We start from the raw sequence: 17,526 nt of genomic DNA on the forward strand, positions 1-17,526 counted from the left end.
CCTCAATCCTCGCGCAGGATCGTGCGCGAGATGCGCCGGGCGGTCTCGCGGGTCTCGTGGAGATAGGCGTCGACCAGGCGGGCATTGCGGCTCTCGCGCAAGCGGCAGAGCTGGAAGTCGAACATGACGTCCGGCTCGAAACGCCTGATCGCCAGGCGGTTTTGCAGGCCGCTGGCGAGCAGCGGATGGACCAGGGAGACGCCGAGACCGGAGGCGACGAACTCGCACAGCGTCGGCGAGATATTGGCGACCAGAACCGTGTGCGGCTGGATCCCGTAGGTCTCGAACATCGTGGCCACGCGCTGGCCGGTATGGCTTTCGGGGTCGAAGGAGACGAAGGGCACGCCCGCGAGATCCGGCGGCTCGATCACGCTCTTCTCGGCCAGCGGATGGTCCGGCGGCATGATGCAGACGAGCGGATGCTCCATCAGCGGCTCGGTCGCGATATAGGGATTGCCGATCCGGGACGAGACCATCCCGACATCGAGCTTCCGCGCGACCAGCCAGTCGGCGATGAGCTGCGAGCTGCGCGCCAGAACCGAGCAGAAGACATTGGGATTGCCGGTCAGGAAGGCGCTGGTCACTTGCTGGATGAAGGGGCCGGAGAGGGCCGGCATGACGCCGACCATGAGCCGGCCCTGCTCGTCGCGCCGAATGGCGTCGACCGCATTCTCGATTTGCCGGACCCCGGTGAAGATCTTGTCGATCTCCTCATAGAGCCGCATGCCCTGGCTGGTCGGCGCGAGACGGCCCTTCACCCGGTCGAACAGGCTCAGCCGCGTGTCGTCCTCGAGATGGGCGATCAGCTTGCTCATCGCCGGCTGCGAGATGTGCAGCATTTCGGCGGCGCGGCTGATCGTGCCGTGCTCGATCACCGCCTTGAAGGCCTCGATCTGACGCAGGTTCAGATGTCTCGCCATTCCATAACCTCTGAGAATAGACTCAAGAAAAATGCGACTTTGACGAAATGGAGAATGGGTCTCTAACGTCCTAGCCGGCAAGAGGGAAAGCGATGCGGCCAGAGGTCATCGTCATTGGCGGAGGAACGGTAGGCGCCGCCATTGCCTATGGGCTGGCGCGGAGGAAGCTCGGCGTGCTGCTGCTCGATGGCGACGACGGCGACTTCCGTGCCGCCCGCGCGAATTTCGGTCTGGTCTGGCTGCAGGGCAAAGGCCTCAACATGCCGGAATACCAGCGCCTGACGCGCCGGAGCATCGCGCTCTGGCAGGATTTCGAGGTGGCGCTGACCGAGACCAGCGGCATCGATCTTCAGTATGAACATAATGGCGGGCTGGCCTTCTGCTTCGGCGAGGAGGGGTTCGAGGCGAGGCGGCTGCAATTGCAGCGGCTGCACAACCAGCTCGGCCACGATGACGCCGATTGGGAGATGCTCGACCGCGCGGAACTCGCGCGGCTCCTGCCCAAGGTCGCGCTCGGGCCAAAAGTCAGCGGCGCGAGCTTCGGCAAGCACGATGGCCATGCCAATCCGCTCTGCCTGCTCGCGGCCCTGCACAAGGCGGTGGTCGCGCTTGGCGGCACGGTGCGCAGCCAGGCGAACGTGCGCGAGATCGCCCGCGACGGCGAAGGCCTGCGCGTCAGCTTCCACGAGGAGGTGGTTACGGCGCCGCGCGTGGTCATCGCTGCCGGCCTCGGTTCGCAGGCGCTCGCCCGGCAGGTCGGGCTCGACGTGCCGATCCGGCCGCAGCGCGGGCAGGTGCTGGTGACCGAGCGGCTCGCGCCCTTCCTGCCGCTGCCGGCGAGTGGGCTGCGCCAGACCGGCGAGGGCACGGTGATGATCGGCGCGACGCAGGAGGAAGCCGGTTTCGACGTCTCGACCACTGGCGAAGCCGCCGCGAAGCTCAGCCGCAAGACCGTCGACCTCGTGCCCGCGCTCGCCAATGTCCGCCTCGTCCGGCAATGGGCCGGCCTCAGGGTCCTGACGCCCGACAGCTACCCGGTCTATGCCCAGTCGCAGAGCCATCCCGGCGCCTTCGTCGCGCTCTGCCATTCCGGCGTGACGCTGGCGGCGCTGCATGCCGAGGCGCTTGCGGAGGCCGTCATGGCCGGCCGCCTGCCGGCCGATCTCGCTCCCTTCCACCAGAGACGTTTTGATGTTCCGAAAGCTGCATGATCCCGGCCCCGAAGCCGTGACGGTCTATATCGATGGCGTGCCCGCGGCGGCCGAGGCCGGCGAGACGCTGGCAGCCGTGCTGCTGCGCCAGAGCGAGATCTGGGCCCGTACCACGCCGGTCTCCGGAGCCAAGCGCGCGCCCTATTGCATGATGGGCGTCTGCTTCGAATGCCTGGCCGAGGTCGACGGCGTCGCCTCGGTGCAGACCTGCCTGACCCCGGTGAAGGCCGGCATGCGCGTCGAGCGCCAGCGCGGCAAGCGGAGCCTGGCACTATGAGCCCGATCGATCTTCTCGTCGTCGGCGCCGGCCCCGCCGGCATGGCCGCTGCGGTCGCGGCGCGCCAGGCGGGTCTCTCGGTCACGGTCGTCGACGATCAGCCCGCGCCCGGCGGCCAGATCTGGCGCGCGGTCGAGACGGTCGCAGTGAGCCCGCGGGCCGCGGTGCTTGGCGAGGCCTTCAAGGCCGGCGCGGCGAGCGCCGCCGCCTTCCGTGCCTGCGGCGCGCACTATGAGCCCGGCGCGCAGCTCTGGCAGATCGAGCCCGGTTTCCGCGCCTTCGTCACGCAGGACCGTCAAGCCCGGACGATCGAGGCCAAGGCGATCGTGCTGGCGACCGGGGCGCAGGAGCGGCCGGTTCCATTTCCGGGCTGGACGCTGCCCGGCGTATTGACGGTGGGCGCCGCGCAGATCCTGCTCAAGACCTCCGGCCAGATTCCTGCCAAGCCGGCCTGGATCGCCGGCAGCGGGCCGCTCGTGCTGCTCTACATGAAGCAGCTTCTCGACGCCGGTGGACAGATCGCCGGCTTCCTCGACACCACGCCGCCCGGCCGGCTGATGATGGCTCTGCCGCATCTGCCGCGCGCGCTCGGCAAGGCAGGCGATCTCATCAAGGGCGCTAGCTGGAGCCTGGCGCTGCGGCGGGCCGGCGTGAAAGTGGTCCGGCATGTCGCCGATCTCGCCGCCGAAGGCAGCGAGCGCATCGAGGCGATCCGCTACCGCACCGCGTCGGGCGTCGAGGCGCGCGTTCCGGCGGAACTGCTCCTGGTTCATGAGGGTGTGATCCCGAGCATCCACCCGCCGCTCGCGCTCGGCTGCGCGGTGGAATGGTCGACCGCGCAGGCCTGCTACGTGCCGAAGCTCGACAGCTGGGGCGAAAGCTCGGTGCCGGGCGTCTTTATCGCTGGCGACGGGGCCGGCGTCGCGGGTGCCAAAGCGGCCGAATTGCGCGGCGCGCTGGCCGGAATCAAGGTCGCGCTCTCCGCCGGCAGGCTCGATGCGGCTGCCGCCGAGGAGCAAGCCGGCCCGCTGCGCCGGAAGCTGGCGAGCGAGCTGGCGCTCAGGCCATTCCTCGATGCGCTCTACGCGCCGCGCCCACAGGTTTTCGCGCCGGCAGACGAGACGCTGGTCTGCCGCTGCGAGGAGGTTACCGCCGGCGAGATCAGGGCGCTGGCGCAGGTCGGGCGGCCCGGTCCGAACCAGGTCAAGGCTTTCACCCGCGCCGGCATGGGTCCATGCCAGGGCCGGCAATGCGGCTACACCGTCAGCCACATCCTGGCCGCCGCCGAGAAGCGCCCGGTGGACGAGGTCGGCTTCTATCGCGTCAGGCCGCCGCTGAAGCCCGTCACGCTCGGTGAACTCGCCTCGCTCGACCGCAGGGACGATGCGGCATGAGCGAGACGGGTTTCGATGTCATCGTCATCGGTGGCGGGCTGCACGGGCTCTCCGCAGCGCTGAACCTGGCGCAAGCAAAGCGCAAGGTGGCGATCCTGGAACGCGCCTGGGTCGGCCGGCACGCCTCGGGCGCCACGGCCGCCGGCGTGCGCACGCTCGGGCGCGATCTCGCCGAGCTGCCGATCTCGCTCGAATCGATGGAGATGTGGCGCCGGATCGGCAGCATCGTCGACGGCGATTGCGGCTTCCACGCCCATGGCCAGATCAGGGTGGCGGAATTCGCCAGCCAGATGCCGGTGCTCGAGCAGCGGGCTGCCAAGACCGCCGCGCTCGGTTATCGCCATGAGGAGATCATCGACCAGGCGGAACTCCGCCGGCTCGTGCCGGCGCTGAGCCGGCACTGCTTCGGCGCACTGATCGCGCGCGACGACGGCGCCGCCGACCCGCACAGGACGCTCGCCGCCTATCGCCAGAGCTGCGAGGCCGAGGGCGTTACCATTCACGAGGGCTGCGGCGTCGAGGCGCTCGAGCGCCGGGGCGCCGATTGGCTGGTGCGCTGCGGCGAGCGGAGTTTTCTCGCGCCGGTGCTGGTCAATGCCGCCGGCGCCTGGGCCGCGCGATTGGCGGCCATGGCCGGCGAGGAGATCGAGCTCGGCTACAAGGCCTCGATGATGATCGTGACGGAGCGGCTGCAGAAGCTGCTCGATCCGGTGGTCAGCGTCGTTGGCCGCTCGTTGTCCTTCAAGCAGTCGGGGCAGGGCACGCTGGTCATTGGCGGCGGGCTGCAGGGCTCGGCCGATATCGCGGCGCAGCGCTCCAGCGTGAATTTCGTCGAGCTCGCCAAGGGCGCGCATGCGGCGACCGACCTCTTCCCGATGGTCAGGGACGTGCGCATCGCGCGCAGCTGGGCCGGGATGGAGGCGAAGACGCGCGACCTGCTGCCAGTGCTCGGCCCCTCGCCGACCGCGCCGGGTCTGTTTCACAGCTTCGGCTATTCGGGACACGGCTTTCAGCTCGTGCCGGTGGCGGGCGCGATCATCCGCGACCTCGTGGTCGAAGGCGGCACCCGCCGCGCGATCGCCGCCTTCAGGCCGGAGCGGCTGATGCCAGCAAGGGAGGCTGCATGACCGGCTATGCGATGAGGCGACTGCTGCTCGCCATCCCGACCCTGTTCGTCATGCTGACGGCGATCTTCGTGCTGGTCCGGCTGGTGCCGGGCGATGCAGCCTCGGTCATCCTCGGCGACCAGGCCAATGCCGCGTCGCTGCAGGCGCTGCGGGCCCGGCTCGGGCTCGATCAGCCGGTGCATGTCCAGTATCTCAGCTTCATCGGCAATATCCTGATCGGCGATCTCGGGCGCTCGCTGTCGAGCGGGCGCACCGTGCTGCAGGAAGTGGCGCAGGTCCTGCCCTCGACGGTCGAACTCGCCTTCGCCGCGATCGTGATCGGCCTCGTCTTCGGCCTGCCGCTCGGTCTCGCCGCCGCGGTGCGGCGCAATAGCTGGATCGATTATGTCTCGCGCGTCGTCTCGCTGGTCGGCCTGTCCTTCCCGGCCTTCGTCTCCGGCATCCTGATGCTGATCGTCTTCGCGATCCAGCTCGGCTGGTTTCCCGTCCTGGGCAGCACGGGGAGCGGCGGCGGCCTGGCTGAGCGCCTGCGCAGCCTCGCCCTGCCGGCGCTGAACCTCGGCATCATCATGACGGCCTATGTGATGCGCGTGACGCGCTCGGCGATGCTGAACGTGCTGACAGAGGACTATATCCGGACGGCACGGGCCAAGGGCGTGGGACCGATGAAGCTCGTCGTCACCCATGCACTGCGTAACGGCCTGATCCCGATCATCACCGTGGTCGGGCTCTATTTCGGCACGCTGATCGGCAATTCGGTGCTGACCGAGATCATCTTCAACCGGCCCGGCCTCGGCAAGCTGATCCTCGGCGCGCTCAATGCCCGCGACTACACCCTGCTCCAGGGGTTGATGATCATTTTCGCCGTCTGCGTCATCGCCGTGAACACGCTGACCGATCTTGCCTATGGCCTCGTCGACCCGCGGGTGAAATACGAATGAGCACGGACACCATCACCACCGAGCTTGCGCGCCCAGGAGGGCTCTGGCTCGCCTTCACCCGCAACCGGCTGTCCTGGATCGGGCTCGGCCTGCTGGCGCTGATCGTGCTGATCGCGCTCTTTGCGCCGCTGCTCGCGCCTTACGACCCGCTGGAGCAGAACCTCGTCGCCAGGCTCGAGCCGCCTTCGGCCGAGTTCTGGCTCGGCACCGACAGCTATGGCCGCGACGTGCTGTCCCGCCTGCTCTACGGAGCGCGGATCTCGCTCAGCGTCGGCTTCATCGCCATCCTGATCGCGATGCTGATCGGCTCCGCGCTTGGCATCGTCTCGGGCTATATCGGCGGCGTCTTCGACCAGTTCGTGATGGGCCTGCTCGACGTGATGCTGTCCTTCCCGACCCTGCTGCTCGGGCTGATGATCGCGGCGATGCTGGGGGCGAGTTTCGAGAACCTGATCATCGCCATCGCGGTCACCGAGATCGCGCCCTTCGCCCGGGTGGCGCGAGCGCCGACCATCACATTGAAGCAGCGCGACTTCGTCGAGGCCGGCCGCTCCTATGGCTGCAGCCGGACCCGGATCATGGCCGTCCATATCGTGCCGAACATGATTTCGGACGTTCTGGTGATGAGCTCGCTCTGGATGGCCTCGGCCATCCGCACCGAGGCTTCGCTCAGCTTCATCGGGCTGGGCGTGCCGCCACCGACGCCGACCTGGGGCAGCATGATCCGCGAGGGTTTTGACAACATCCTCGACGCCTGGTGGCTCGCGGTATTCCCGAGCATCGCGATCCTGCTGACGGTGCTGGCGTTGAACCTGCTTGGCGACGCATTGCGCGACGCGGCCGACCCCAAATCCCGCTGAGCATGGCTGGCCGGTTCGGATCGTCATTGCGAGGAGGCGCAGCCGACGAGGCAATCCAGGGCAGCTGAGCTCCCCTCCTGGATCGCTTCGCTTCGCTCGCGATGACGGCTTTGGACGGCTCAGTGCCTCACCGCCTGCTCAGATACTTCATGCCGGTGTCGCACATGACGGTGACCACGGTTGTTTCCGGTCCGAGCTGCTCCGCCAGCCGGAGCGCCGCGACGACGTTGGCGCCGGTCGAGGTTCCGCCGAACAGGCCCTCCTCGCGGGCGAGCCGCTGCGCCATGGCAGCGGCTTCCTCGGTCGAGACCCGCTCGATGCGATCGGCAGCCTCGGCGCGCCAGAGCGGCACGACATAGCCCGCGCCGATGCCGTCGATCTTGTGGGCGCCGGTCTTGCCACCCGACAGGACGGGCGATTCCGCCGGCTCGACGGCGACGATCCTGATCCGCCCGTTGCGCTGGCGCAGCGCCTCGCCGATGCCGCGCAGCGACGCTGCCGTCCCGACGCTCTGCACGAAGCCGTCGATCCGTCCTTCGGTCTGGTGCCAGATTTCCTCGGCCATGTCGCGATAGGCCGCGAGCTGGTCCTGGTTGTTCATCTGGTCGGTCCAGAAGCTGCCGGTCTCGCGCGCGATCACGCCGGCGGCGGCGATCATGTCGCGGGTCAACTTCTCGGTCATGCGCCCGTCCTCGCTCGGCACGACCTGCAGCTGCGCACCCAACGCCCTCATATGCTCGAGCTTCTCGCGGGCGAAGGCGTCCGAGGTGACGACATGCAGGGGATAGCCCTTCACCGCGCAGACCAGCGCCAGCGAGACGCCGGTGCTGCCGCCGGTATATTCGACCACCGAACCGCCGGGCTTGAGCCGGCCATCCGCCTCGGCCGCCGCGACCATGGCGAGCGCCATCCGGTCCTTCATGCTGCCGGTCGGGTTCTCGCTTTCGAGCTTCAGCAGGATACGGCCGCTGGTGGCCGGCGCGATCCTGCGCAGCGGCAGCAAAGAGGTGCCGCCAATGAGGTCCAGGATCGTCCGCTGGGGCGCATTCATCGAGTGCCCCGTCCTTCCAGCCATAGCTTGAGCGCGACGGCGTTGTTTCGCTGCTCGTCGCGCGCCGCATAGAGCAGCGTCGCCGGGCCCTCGCGCAGCAGTTCGATCAGCTCGTTCACGGCCGCCAGAGCCGCGTCGCCTTGCAGTTCGGCGGCATAGGCTGCGCGAAAGGCCTCCCAATCGTCGGGCTTGCCGTGGAAACGCTTCCGCAGCGCGTCGCTCGGCGCGATCTGCTTGAGCCAGTGGTCGATGCGGGCCTTGTCCTTGGACAGGCCGCGCGGCCACAGGCGGTCGACCAGGATGCGGGTTCCGTCCTCAGTGGAGAATGGATCGTAGACGCGTTTCAGCCTGAATTGATGCACCGGCGCGCTCCATTGCCTCTGCACGGGAAAGCCGCCCGTCTCGAAACCGCTTTCCATGCATATACATCTAATGTAGATACATAGACCCATGGCAAGCTCGACGCAACCGCGCAAGACACTCCGCGACGAGGCTCGCATCCTCGTCGATGCCTGTCCGGGCTGGAACAGCCGACTGGCCGCGCGCCGGATCTCGGCCGCCCTCGATCGCGACCTGGCCAAGCTCGGCCTGAGCGCGGCGCAAATCGGCCTGCTCGCCCAGATCGCCGTCATCGTCGACGACACGCTCGGCGCGCTCGCCCAGCGCGCCGGCCTCGAGCAATCGACACTGTCGCGCAACCTGCGCACGCTGGAGCGCGAGGGGCTGATCGAGATCGCAGTCGTCGAAAGCGACCTGCGCCGCCGCGCCGTCTGGCTCAACGAGGCCGGTGTCCGCCGGCTGGAAGAGGTGCTGCCGGTCTGGCGCGACGCGCAGGAGAAGATGGCGAAGCTGCTTTCGCCCGATCTCGCCCGCAGCCTTGCCGAGCAGGCCGAGGCTCTCGGCTGACCGAAGCGCCTCGCCACAAAAGCTCCACGATCCAACGCTTGACTAGAACAAATAGGGAACAGATTGTTCCGTCGCGCCAGCGACCGCCGAGGCGTGCTGGCCGACCGTGAGGGCTGGGGAAGCACAGGAGGTGCGCGATGTCCCGCTTCGGATTGCCCGGCCAGATGTCGTTCGACTTCGGATCGCCGCTGGGCCCGTCAGGGCCGATGATGCCGAGCGGTCAAACGCAACCGTTGAACTTCTTCTTCGCGCTGATGCCGCATCAGGCAGCGGCGTACGGCATTCGGCAGATTACCGACCGGTTGCGCGCCGAGATGCATTTGCCCGGGTCGCCACGGCCGATCGAGCTGTTTCACGTCTCGCTAAGCGGCATCGAGGCGAACGAGCGGCCGCTGGGCGCCCTGATCGCGGCCGCGAGGCGAGCCGGCGACATGGTCGACAGCGTTTCGTTCCCCGTGAGCCTCGACTCGGTCATGAGCTTCGTCGTTCGGGGGCAACATGTCCTTGTGCTGGCCTGCGGGGAGGATCTCCCGAAAATCGCAGCGCTGCATCGGAAGATCGACCTGTCGCTGAAGATGGCCGGATTGACGCCGGGCCGGCCTGCCGGCGCAACGCCGCATGTCACGACACTTTACGGAGGAGAGCCCGTGCCCCGCATCGGACTCGATCAGCCGATCCGCTGGACGGCGCGGGACTTCGTTCTGGTGCAGAGCTTCGTCGGGAAGAGCCACTACGTCATTCAGGGGCGCTGGCCCTTGCGCAGAGCCGCATGAGGCGCGCCGGCAGGCAAGGGCGACCTCGACGGTGGCCCCAGATCGGCGTGCCTCACACCAGGGGCGGATTGAGCCGCGCAAACCCTTCCTGCCGCCGATAGGGGAAATAGGGATAGGGCGCCGTGACGCTGCTCGCCGCGTCGAGCCGTGCCATCTGCTCTTCCGTCAGCGACCAGCCGACGGCGCCGAGATTCTGCCTGAGCTGCTCCTCGTTGCGGGCGCCAATGATGACGCTCGACACGGTCGGGCGCTGTAGCAGCCAGTTGATCGCGATCTGCGGCACCGACTTGCCGGTCTCCTTGGCGATCTCGTCGAGCGCGTCGACCACCTTGTAGAGGTGCTCATCATCGACCGGCGGCCCGAATTCGGCGGTCTGGTGCAGGCGGCTGCCTTCGGGCAGTTTTTGCCCGCGGCGCAGCTTGCCGGTGAGACGGCCCCAGCCGAGCGGGCTCCAGACCAGTGCGCCGACGCCCTGGTCGCGGCCGAGCGGCATCAGCTCCCATTCATAGTCGCGGCCGACCAGCGAGTAATAGACCTGATGCGCGACATAGCGCGGATGACCGTGCTTCTCGGCCAGCGCCAGCGACTTCATCAATTCCCAGCCGGCGAAATTGGAGACGCCGACATAGCGCAGCTTGCCGGCGCGCACGAGGTCGCCCAGCGTCGCCAGCACCTCCTCGATCGGCGTCTGCGCATCGAAGGCGTGGAGCTGCAGCAGGTCGATATGGTCGGTGCCAAGCCGGCGCAGCGCATCCTCGACCGCCTTGATCAGGCGCGAGCGCGAGGAGCCGGCATCGTTCGGCCCGTCGCCCATCGGCAGGCTGGTCTTGGTCGAGATCAGCACCTCGTTGCGCCGGCCCTTGATCGCCTCGCCGAGCACCTCCTCGGAGGCGCCGTTGGAATAGACATCGGCGGTGTCGAACAGGGTGACGCCGGCCTCCAGGCAGATATCGACGAGGCGACGCGCCTCCTTGGCGTCGGTCGTGCCCCAGGCGCCGAAGAGCGGACCCGAGCCGCCGAAGGTGCCCGCACCGAAGCTGAGCGCCGGGACCTTGAGGCCGGATTTGCCGAGATGACGATAATCCATGGTGATGTCTCCGTGATCGAAGGGAGTGGCGCGAGGATGAGCCTCGCGAGAGGTTTTGTCAGTTGCAGAGCGCCGGCGAGGCGAGGGCGGTCCGGCGCTCGAGGCGAAGGCTCCAGAGCGCGATCAACAGGCCGCCGATCGGCATCAGCGCGGCGACGAGGGGGATGGCGGTCAGGCCCGGCCCGTAATCGATGGTCGCACCGCCGGCCCAGGCGCCGAGCGCATTGCCGAGGTTGAAGGCGGCGATGTTGAGGCTGGAGGCGAGGCTCTGCCCAGCGCCAGAGGCCTTCTCCAGCACCCACATCTGCAAAGGCGGCACGGTGGCGAAGCCGGCAGCGCCGAGCAGCCCGACGAAGATCGTGACCGCGATGCCGTCATGGATGGCGAAGGTCATCAACCCGAGCACCAGCGCCAGCACCAGCAGGCTGCCGATCATCGTCGGCACCAGGTATTTGTCGGCAAGGCGGCCGCCGACCAGGTTGCCGACGATCAGCCCGCCGCCGAAGACGAGCATGACCGGCGAGACCAGGCTGTCGCCGAGGCCGGTGACCTTGGTCAGGATCGGAGCGATATAGGTGAAGATCGCGAAGACGCCGGCAAAGCCGAGCACGGTGGTCGCCAGGCCGAGCAGCACGGGCCGCTGCGCCATCGCCTTCAGGTCGGCGCGCCAGTCGCTGGCTTCCGGCGCGGCCTCGTCCTTCGGGACGAAGGCTGCGATGATGGCGAGGGCGGCGAGCCCGACGAGGGTCACGGCCCAGAACGTCGCGCGCCAGCCCAACTGCTGGCCGAGCCAGGTGCCGAAGGGCACGCCCAGGATATTGGCGATGGTCAGCCCGGTGAACATGATCGCGATCGCCGAGGCCTTGCGGTCCTGCGGCACGAGGCCGGTGGCGACGACCGAGCCGACGCCGAAGAAGGTGCCATGCGCGAAGGCCGTCAGCACCCGGGCCGCCATCAGCGAGCCGTAGTCCGGCGCCAGCGCACAGGCGGCGTTGCCGAGCGTGAAGATGACCATGAGCCCGAGCAGCACGGTCTTGCGCGGCCAGCGCGCGGTGAAGGCGGTCATCAGCGGCGCGCCGACGACGACGCCGAGCGCGTAGCCGGAGATCAGCAGGCCAGCGGCGGCGATCGAGACGCCGAGATCGGCGCTGACCTCGATCAGCAGGCCCATGATGACGAATTCAGTGACGCCAATGCCGAAGGCGCCGGCGGTGAGGGCGTAAAGTGCGATGGGCATGATGCGATGTCCGGGGCGAAGATGATGTCCCCGGCAAGATGGTGCAAAGCAGCATCTTGCGTTAGACTGCCGGCGGTCAAATCATCTGTGAGTTGAATTCACCATGGGCCGCCTCGACGTCAACCGCTCCGGCGAGATGGAAGTCTTTTCCCGCGTCGTCGAGCTCGGCGGCTTCTCGGCCGCGGCGCGCGCCTTCCGGATGACCCCCTCGGCGGTCAGCAAGCTGGTCGCGCGCCTGGAGACCCGGCTCGGCACCCGGCTCGTCAACCGCTCCACGCGCAAGCTCCAGCTCACGCTGGAAGGCATGGCCTTCTACGAGCGCAGCATCCGTATCCTGTCGGATCTCGACGAGGCGGAACGCAGTGCCTCGACCAGCGAGAACCCGGCGGGCCGCATCCGCCTCAACACCAATGCCTCCTATGGCACCCACATCCTGGCGCCCGTCGTGCCCGAGTTCCTGGCGCGCTATCCCGGCATCTCTCTGAACATCGTCCAGACCGACGCCATCGTCGACCTGATGGAGGAGCGCACCGACGTCGCGGTCAGGGCGGGGCCGCTGAAGAGCTCGAACCTGATCGCGCGCAAGCTCGGCGCGACGCGGATGATGATCGTGGCGGCGCCGGCCTATCTGGAGCGCTTCGGCGAGCCAAGGAGCGTCGCCGAGCTCGATGCCCATAACCGGATCGGCCTCTGCTACACCCGCACGATCGAAGGCTGGCCGTTGCTGCGCGACGGCGAGCCCGTCACGGTCCCGATCGTCGGCAGCACTCAGACCAGCGACGGCGAGGCCTTGCGGCATCTCGCCATCGCCGGGGCCGGCCTCGCCCGGCTCGCCACCTTCACGGTGCGCGAGGACATCCGCGCCGGACGGCTCAGGCCCGTGCTCGAGGATTGCAATCCCGGCGATCTCGAGGAGGTCCACGCGGTCTATCTCGGTCAGGGCGGCCCCTTGCCGGCGCGGGTCCGGGCGCTGCTCGATTTCCTGGGGGAGAAGGCCCGCGTCGGTTGAGCCTCTGCCTCCGTCTGCCTAGAACCAGAGAGCAAGGCAGAGGGCGTCATGGCGATCACGATCTACGGCATCAAGACCTGCGACACGATGAAGAAGGCGCGCAGTTGGCTCGACCAGCACGGCGTCGCCTACCGGTTCCACGACTACAAGACCGAGGGCGTGACGAAGGCGCTGCTCGAAAGCTGGTGCAAAGAGCATGGCTGGGAGGTGGTCCTCAACCGCGCCGGCACGACCTTCCGCGCCTTGGCCGAGGCCGACAAGCAGGGCCTCGACGCCCGCAAGGCGGTGGCGCTGATGCAGGAGCATACGTCGCTGATCAAGCGCCCGGTGCTCGATCTCGGCGATCGTCGCCTCGTCGGATTCAAGCCGGAGGTCTATGCGGCGGCGTTCAAGGCCGCGGCGTGACCTGAACCGTCATTGCGAGGAGCAAAGCGACGAAGCAATCCAGCGGGCGACCAGCGCGGTCGCCTGGATTGCTTCGCTACGCTCGCAATGACAGGGCAGGCGTCGCGCAAGGGGCCTTCAGCTCCCGCTCTTCATGCTGGTCACCCAGTAATCCCTGACCTGCTTCACGAGCGGGCCAGGCAGCGGCACGTAGCCGAGCGCGGCAGCGTCTGCCGCTCCGGTCTCGAAGGACAGGCGGAAGAAGTCCAGAACCTCCTGCGTGCGCCTGGAGAGGGGTTTCGGCACCAGCGCGAAGGTGGTTGCGACGATCGGATAGGCCTGCGCGCCCGGAGCATCGGTCAGCAGCAGGGAGAAGTCCTTTGTGGTGGCCCATTCCGCGCTGGTGGCGGCGGCCGCGAAGCTTGCCGGCTCGGGCTTGATGAAATTGCCGGCCTTGTTCTGCACCAGCCCGTAGGAGAGCGAGGCGCGCAGCACCTGGCCGTATTCGAGATAGCCGATGGCGTTCTTGATGCGGGCGACCGCGCTGGCGACGCCCTGTGTGCGCTCCGCCCCCGCGCCGGTCGGCCAGGCGACCTGCGTGTTCACGCCAATCGTCTCGCGCCATTCCGGGCTCGCCTTGGCGAGATAGTCCGTCCAGTTGAAGGTCGTGCCCGAGCCATCGGAGCGATAGACGACATTGATCGCCGCGTCGGGCAGCTTGAGGTCGGGGTTCAACGCCTTGATCGCCGGGTCGGACCAGGTCTTGATCTTGCCGAGATAGATCCCCGCCAGCAGCGCTCCGGTGAACCTGATCTGGCCGGGACCGATGCCCTCGATATTCACCACCGGCACGATCCCGCCCATCACGATCGGGAACTGGATCAGCGCCGAGCGCTCGAGCTCCTGCGAGGAGAGCGGCCGGTCCGATGCGCCGAAATCCGTGGCGCGCTGGGTAACCCGGACCTCGCCGCCGAGCGAACCGACCGGCTCGTAGTCGATGCCGATATCGAGCGGCGTCATCTCGGCGCCGTCGGACTTGGCGACGCGGTAATTCTGGGCCCATTTGCCGATCACGGGAAAGGCGAAGCTCGAGCCGGCGCCGCTGATCGGCTCGGCATGGCCGGGAGCGACGGTCGAGGCCAGAAGGGCGCCGGCGACAGCCAGGATGGCCAAGGGCTTCATCACTCTCTCCCACAACAAGGCCGGACACCCGGCACCGCCAGTCGACGGGCTCATTGCTATGGAAGCGGGGTGACGTTGCGATGACGGTTGTCACAACCGGGGGGCCAACAGGCTGTGGCTTCAGCGCTTTCCCGTCGTCGCGATCCCGATGCCGACGAGCACGGCTGCGAGCCCAACGATCACGTTCCAGCCGACCGGCTCGCCCAGCAGCAGCGCCCCGACGATCGCGGCAACGACCGGGTTGACGGTGACCGAGATTGCGACCCGGGTCGGCGTGGTGCGTCCGAGCGCGAAGGACCAGAGGAAGAAGGCGAGCGTGCTGCCGGCGAGCCCGACATAGAGGAAGGCGAGCCATTGCTCGGTGCCGGCGCTGGCCAGCAGTCGTAATCCGCCGCTCGCGGCCGAGATCGCGATCAGCGCCGTGGCGCCGACTGCCATGCCCATGGTCGTGAAGGTCACCGGCCCGGAGCGCTTGATGAAGGGGCGCGACCAGACGCTGTAGAGCGCCATGCACAACGCCGCGCCGACCATCAGCAGGTCGCCGCGCCAGGCGCCGGCCGGTGCAGCAGCAAGCCCGGTCAGCAGCGCGAGCGCAACGCCTGCCATGGCGATGACGACGCCGAGCGATTTGCGCGGCGTCAGGGCTTCGACCTTCAGCAAAGCCGCGACCAGCATGGTGAGCAAGGGCAGGGTCGAGAGCGCAAGCGCGCCGCGTGCCGCGGTGGTGAAGATCAGCGAAGCGTTGAACAGGATCGGGAACAGGCCGAAGAACAGCGCGCCCAGGCCAGCCACGGCCGGCCAGTCGGCGCGCGGCGGCCAGGGCTGCCTCTGCCAGAGTGCGATCGGCAGCAGGCCGAGGAAGCCGATGCCGAAGCGCAGCGCGCCGAGCGTCATCGGGTCGGTCATGCCGACGACATAGCGCGTCGCCGCCACCGAGCTGCCGCCGATCGCACTCGACAGCATCGCCGCCAGCACGCCCAGGACCTCGTTCATCCAAGCCTCCATCGCACGCATTGCGCCGCTTGTGCGGGAGGGGATACAAATCAGAGAATGGAATTTCTTGGATAAGCTTGATCAGGAAACGTGATGAGCGTCGCTGCACTCGACCCCGACCTGCTCCAGGCCTTCCTCGCCGTGGCGGATCTGCGCTCCTTCACGCGCGCCGCCGGCAAGCTCAACCGCACCCAATCGGCGGTGAGCATGCAGGTGAGAAGGCTGGAGGAGCGGCTCGGCGCCGAGCTTTTCCATCGCAGCACCGTCCATGTCGAGCTCAGCGCATCGGGCGAGGCGCTGGTCGGCTATGCCCGCCGTATCCTCCTGCTGAACGATGAGGCGGTCTCGCGGCTGCGCGAGCGCGAGACGCAAGGCCATGCCAAGCTCGGCGTCATGGACGATTACGGCATCTTGCTGGTGCCGCCGCTGCTCGCGAGCTTCGCCGCGCTCTATCCGCGCATCCAGATCGAGATGCAGACCGGCCTGACCGCTGCCATGACGGACAGGCTCGGCGAGGCCTATGACCTCGTCATCGCCATGCATCCCGTGGGGCAGGGCGGCGGTATCCTGCTCAGGCGCGAGCAGGCGCTCTGGGCAGTGGGCACGGAGCGCTCGGCGCTGGCGCAGGAGCCCCTGCCGATCGCACTCTATCCGCGGGGCTGTCTGTTCCGGGAATGGGCCGTGGCGGCGTTGGACGAGGCCGGCAAGTCCTGGCGGCTCGCCTTCGTCAGCCATTCGCTCGCCGCGGTCGAGGCCGTGGCCGCACAGGGGCTCGCCGTCACCGTGGTCAAGTCCGGCACCTGCCCACCGAGCCTGCGCATGCTGACCGAGGCCGACGGCCTGCCGCCATTGCCTCGAGCCGACATCCGCCTTCACAAGGCGCCCGGCCTGTCGCAAGCGGCCGCGCTGCTGGCCGATCATCTCGTTTCGGCACTCGCCCAGCCATCCCGGCACGGCCGGTCGGCGTCGGCCGCACTTCCTTAGGCCCGCGCGCTAGGCTAAGCGCCTGCCCCATGACGACCGATTTCAGCTTCCATCTCAATGGCCAGGACGGCGCTGCCCGCACCGGCGAGATCCGCATGCCGCGCGGCGTGATCCGCACCCCGGCCTTCATGCCGGTGGGAACCGCGGCGACGGTGAAGGGCATGTATCCCGAGCAGGTCAAGGCGCTCGGCGCCGATGTCGTGCTCGGCAACACCTATCACCTGATGCTGCGTCCCGGGGCGGAACGCATCGCCGGCCTCGGCGGCCTGCACAAATTCATGAACTGGCCGCACCCGATCCTGACCGATTCCGGCGGTTTCCAGGTGATGTCGCTGGCGCAGCTGCGCAAGCTGAGCGAGGAGGGCGTCGCCTTCCAGTCGCATATCGACGGCTCGCGCCACATGCTGACGCCCGAGCGCTCGGTCGAGATCCAGAACCTGCTCGGCTCCGACATCGTCATGCAGCTCGACGAATGCGTCTCGCTGCCCTGCGAGGACAAGGTCGCCGAGAAGGCGATGCGGCTGTCGCTGCGCTGGGCCGAGCGCTGCAAGACGGCTTTCGGCAATCCCGAGGGCAGGGCGCTGTTCGGGATCGTCCAGGGTGGCGCCGTGCCGCGCTTGCGCGTCGAGAGCGCGAAGTCGCTCGTCGAGATGGATTTCAAGGGCTACGCCATTGGCGGGCTCGCGGTCGGCGAGCCGCAGGATGTGATGCTGGCGATGCTCGAGACGGTCGAGCCGCATCTGCCGAAGGAGCGGCCGCGCTACCTGATGGGGGTCGGCACGCCGGACGACCTCGTCGAGGCGGTGAGCCGCGGCATCGACATGTTCGATTGCGTGATGCCGACCCGCGCCGGCCGGCACGGCCAGATATTCACCCGCTTCGGCCGGATGAACCTGCGCAACGCCAAGCATGCCGATGATCCGCGCCCGATCGACCTGCAATCGGGCTGCGCCGCCGCCAATTCCTATGCGCGCGCCTATCTCCACCATCTCGTCAAGGCCGACGAGATGCTCGGCAAGATGCTGCTGACCTGGGTCAACCTCGCCTATTATCAGGACCTGATGGCCGGACTGCGCGCCGCGATCGCGGCCGGCGGTCTCGCCGATTTCATTGCCGAGACCAAGCAGGGCTGGGAGCGGGGCGAAGCGGCATGATTCCGGCCGGGATCGCCAAGCGACAATGATCGATCT

Annotated in this window: 19 protein-coding genes; 12 read left to right on the top strand and 7 right to left on the bottom strand. The window is 68.0% G+C overall.

Annotated features, from left to right (window positions below):
- Nucleotides 1-2: 2 nt before the first annotated feature.
- On the bottom strand, nt 3-920 hold the full coding sequence (locus ACTIF2_RS18305; RefSeq protein ID WP_439498529.1) for a LysR substrate-binding domain-containing protein: 918 nt from the start codon (nt 918-920) through the stop codon (nt 3-5).
- 92 nt (nt 921-1,012) lie between these two features.
- Here ACTIF2_RS18305 and ACTIF2_RS18310 point away from each other — a divergent pair, with 92 nt between their 5' ends.
- The 6 genes from ACTIF2_RS18310 to ACTIF2_RS18335 are packed head-to-tail and all read left to right on the top strand — an operon-like array spanning nt 1,013 to nt 6,730.
- Nucleotides 1,013-2,131: an NAD(P)/FAD-dependent oxidoreductase gene (locus tag ACTIF2_RS18310; protein WP_439498530.1), complete on the top strand. Its 1,119-nt coding sequence runs from the start codon at nt 1,013-1,015 to the stop codon at nt 2,129-2,131.
- Nucleotides 2,112-2,408: a (2Fe-2S)-binding protein gene (locus tag ACTIF2_RS18315; protein WP_439498531.1), complete on the top strand. Its 297-nt coding sequence runs from the start codon at nt 2,112-2,114 to the stop codon at nt 2,406-2,408. Before ACTIF2_RS18310 ends, ACTIF2_RS18315 begins: the two co-directional genes overlap by 20 nt.
- Nucleotides 2,405-3,802 (top strand): FAD/NAD(P)-dependent oxidoreductase, encoded by a 1,398-nt coding sequence (locus tag ACTIF2_RS18320; protein WP_439498532.1) that lies wholly within the window; start codon nt 2,405-2,407, stop codon nt 3,800-3,802. The genes ACTIF2_RS18315 and ACTIF2_RS18320 overlap by 4 nt, the downstream gene beginning before the upstream one ends.
- Nucleotides 3,799-4,929 carry an NAD(P)/FAD-dependent oxidoreductase gene (locus tag ACTIF2_RS18325; protein ID WP_439498533.1) on the top strand — a complete coding sequence of 377 codons (1,131 nt, stop codon included), beginning with the start codon at nt 3,799-3,801 and terminating at the stop codon, nt 4,927-4,929. The genes ACTIF2_RS18320 and ACTIF2_RS18325 overlap by 4 nt, the downstream gene beginning before the upstream one ends.
- The gene (locus ACTIF2_RS18330) at nt 4,926-5,870 is read left to right on the top strand and encodes an ABC transporter permease (protein ID WP_439498534.1); all 945 of its coding nucleotides are present in this window, start codon (nt 4,926-4,928) and stop codon (nt 5,868-5,870) included. The genes ACTIF2_RS18325 and ACTIF2_RS18330 overlap by 4 nt, the downstream gene beginning before the upstream one ends.
- Entirely contained in the window at nt 5,867-6,730 is an 864-nt protein-coding gene (locus ACTIF2_RS18335; protein WP_439498535.1) for an ABC transporter permease, read from the top strand. The genes ACTIF2_RS18330 and ACTIF2_RS18335 overlap by 4 nt, the downstream gene beginning before the upstream one ends.
- A gap of 127 nt (nt 6,731-6,857) precedes the next feature.
- Here the strand turns inward: ACTIF2_RS18335 and ACTIF2_RS18340 are convergent, their stop codons facing one another.
- Complete coding sequence (locus tag ACTIF2_RS18340) at nt 6,858-7,781, bottom strand: PLP-dependent cysteine synthase family protein (protein WP_439498536.1); 924 nt, start codon at nt 7,779-7,781, stop codon at nt 6,858-6,860.
- A complete protein-coding gene (locus ACTIF2_RS18345; protein WP_439498537.1) occupies nt 7,778-8,143 on the bottom strand; it encodes a DUF488 domain-containing protein in 366 nt (121 codons plus the stop codon). Before ACTIF2_RS18345 ends, ACTIF2_RS18340 begins: the two co-directional genes overlap by 4 nt.
- A gap of 88 nt (nt 8,144-8,231) precedes the next feature.
- On the opposite strand from ACTIF2_RS18345, the gene ACTIF2_RS18350 reads away from it, so the two are divergent.
- Nucleotides 8,232-8,687: a MarR family winged helix-turn-helix transcriptional regulator gene (locus tag ACTIF2_RS18350; RefSeq protein ID WP_439498538.1), complete on the top strand. Its 456-nt coding sequence runs from the start codon at nt 8,232-8,234 to the stop codon at nt 8,685-8,687.
- Between the two features lie 137 nt (nt 8,688-8,824).
- On the top strand, nt 8,825-9,460 hold the full coding sequence (locus ACTIF2_RS18355) for a 2'-5' RNA ligase family protein (protein ID WP_439498539.1): 636 nt from the start codon (nt 8,825-8,827) through the stop codon (nt 9,458-9,460).
- 52 nt (nt 9,461-9,512) lie between these two features.
- On the opposite strand, the gene ACTIF2_RS18360 is transcribed toward ACTIF2_RS18355, so the two are convergent.
- Entirely contained in the window at nt 9,513-10,547 is a 1,035-nt protein-coding gene (locus ACTIF2_RS18360) for an aldo/keto reductase (protein WP_439498540.1), read from the bottom strand.
- 58 nt (nt 10,548-10,605) lie between these two features.
- Nucleotides 10,606-11,784, bottom strand: a complete 1,179-nt coding sequence (locus ACTIF2_RS18365; RefSeq protein WP_439498541.1) for an MFS transporter — start codon at nt 11,782-11,784, stop codon at nt 10,606-10,608.
- Nucleotides 11,785-11,887: 103 nt separating this feature from the next.
- On the opposite strand from ACTIF2_RS18365, the gene ACTIF2_RS18370 reads away from it, so the two are divergent.
- Together ACTIF2_RS18370 and ACTIF2_RS18375 are read left to right on the top strand one after the other, a co-directional pair.
- The gene (locus tag ACTIF2_RS18370; RefSeq protein ID WP_439498542.1) at nt 11,888-12,793 is read left to right on the top strand and encodes a LysR family transcriptional regulator; all 906 of its coding nucleotides are present in this window, start codon (nt 11,888-11,890) and stop codon (nt 12,791-12,793) included.
- A 48-nt stretch (nt 12,794-12,841) separates the two neighbouring features.
- Nucleotides 12,842-13,198 (top strand): ArsC family reductase, encoded by a 357-nt coding sequence (locus ACTIF2_RS18375; protein WP_439498543.1) that lies wholly within the window; start codon nt 12,842-12,844, stop codon nt 13,196-13,198.
- Between the two features lie 117 nt (nt 13,199-13,315).
- Here the strand turns inward: ACTIF2_RS18375 and pstS are convergent, their stop codons facing one another.
- Both pstS and ACTIF2_RS18385 read right to left on the bottom strand, forming a co-directional pair.
- Nucleotides 13,316-14,359: a phosphate ABC transporter substrate-binding protein PstS gene (gene pstS / locus ACTIF2_RS18380; RefSeq protein WP_439498544.1), complete on the bottom strand. Its 1,044-nt coding sequence runs from the start codon at nt 14,357-14,359 to the stop codon at nt 13,316-13,318.
- A gap of 120 nt (nt 14,360-14,479) precedes the next feature.
- A complete protein-coding gene (locus ACTIF2_RS18385) occupies nt 14,480-15,352 on the bottom strand; it encodes a DMT family transporter (RefSeq protein WP_439498545.1) in 873 nt (290 codons plus the stop codon).
- Between the two features lie 93 nt (nt 15,353-15,445).
- Here ACTIF2_RS18385 and ACTIF2_RS18390 point away from each other — a divergent pair, with 93 nt between their 5' ends.
- Together ACTIF2_RS18390 and tgt are read left to right on the top strand one after the other, a co-directional pair.
- On the top strand, nt 15,446-16,336 hold the full coding sequence (locus ACTIF2_RS18390; protein WP_439498546.1) for a LysR family transcriptional regulator: 891 nt from the start codon (nt 15,446-15,448) through the stop codon (nt 16,334-16,336).
- A 29-nt stretch (nt 16,337-16,365) separates the two neighbouring features.
- Entirely contained in the window at nt 16,366-17,490 is a 1,125-nt protein-coding gene (tgt, locus tag ACTIF2_RS18395) for a tRNA guanosine(34) transglycosylase Tgt (protein WP_439498547.1), read from the top strand.
- Nucleotides 17,491-17,526 lie beyond the last annotated feature (36 nt).

The sequence above is a fragment of the Allobosea sp. genome, assembly GCF_051860145.1.
GTDB lineage: Bacteria > Pseudomonadota > Alphaproteobacteria > Rhizobiales > Beijerinckiaceae > Allobosea.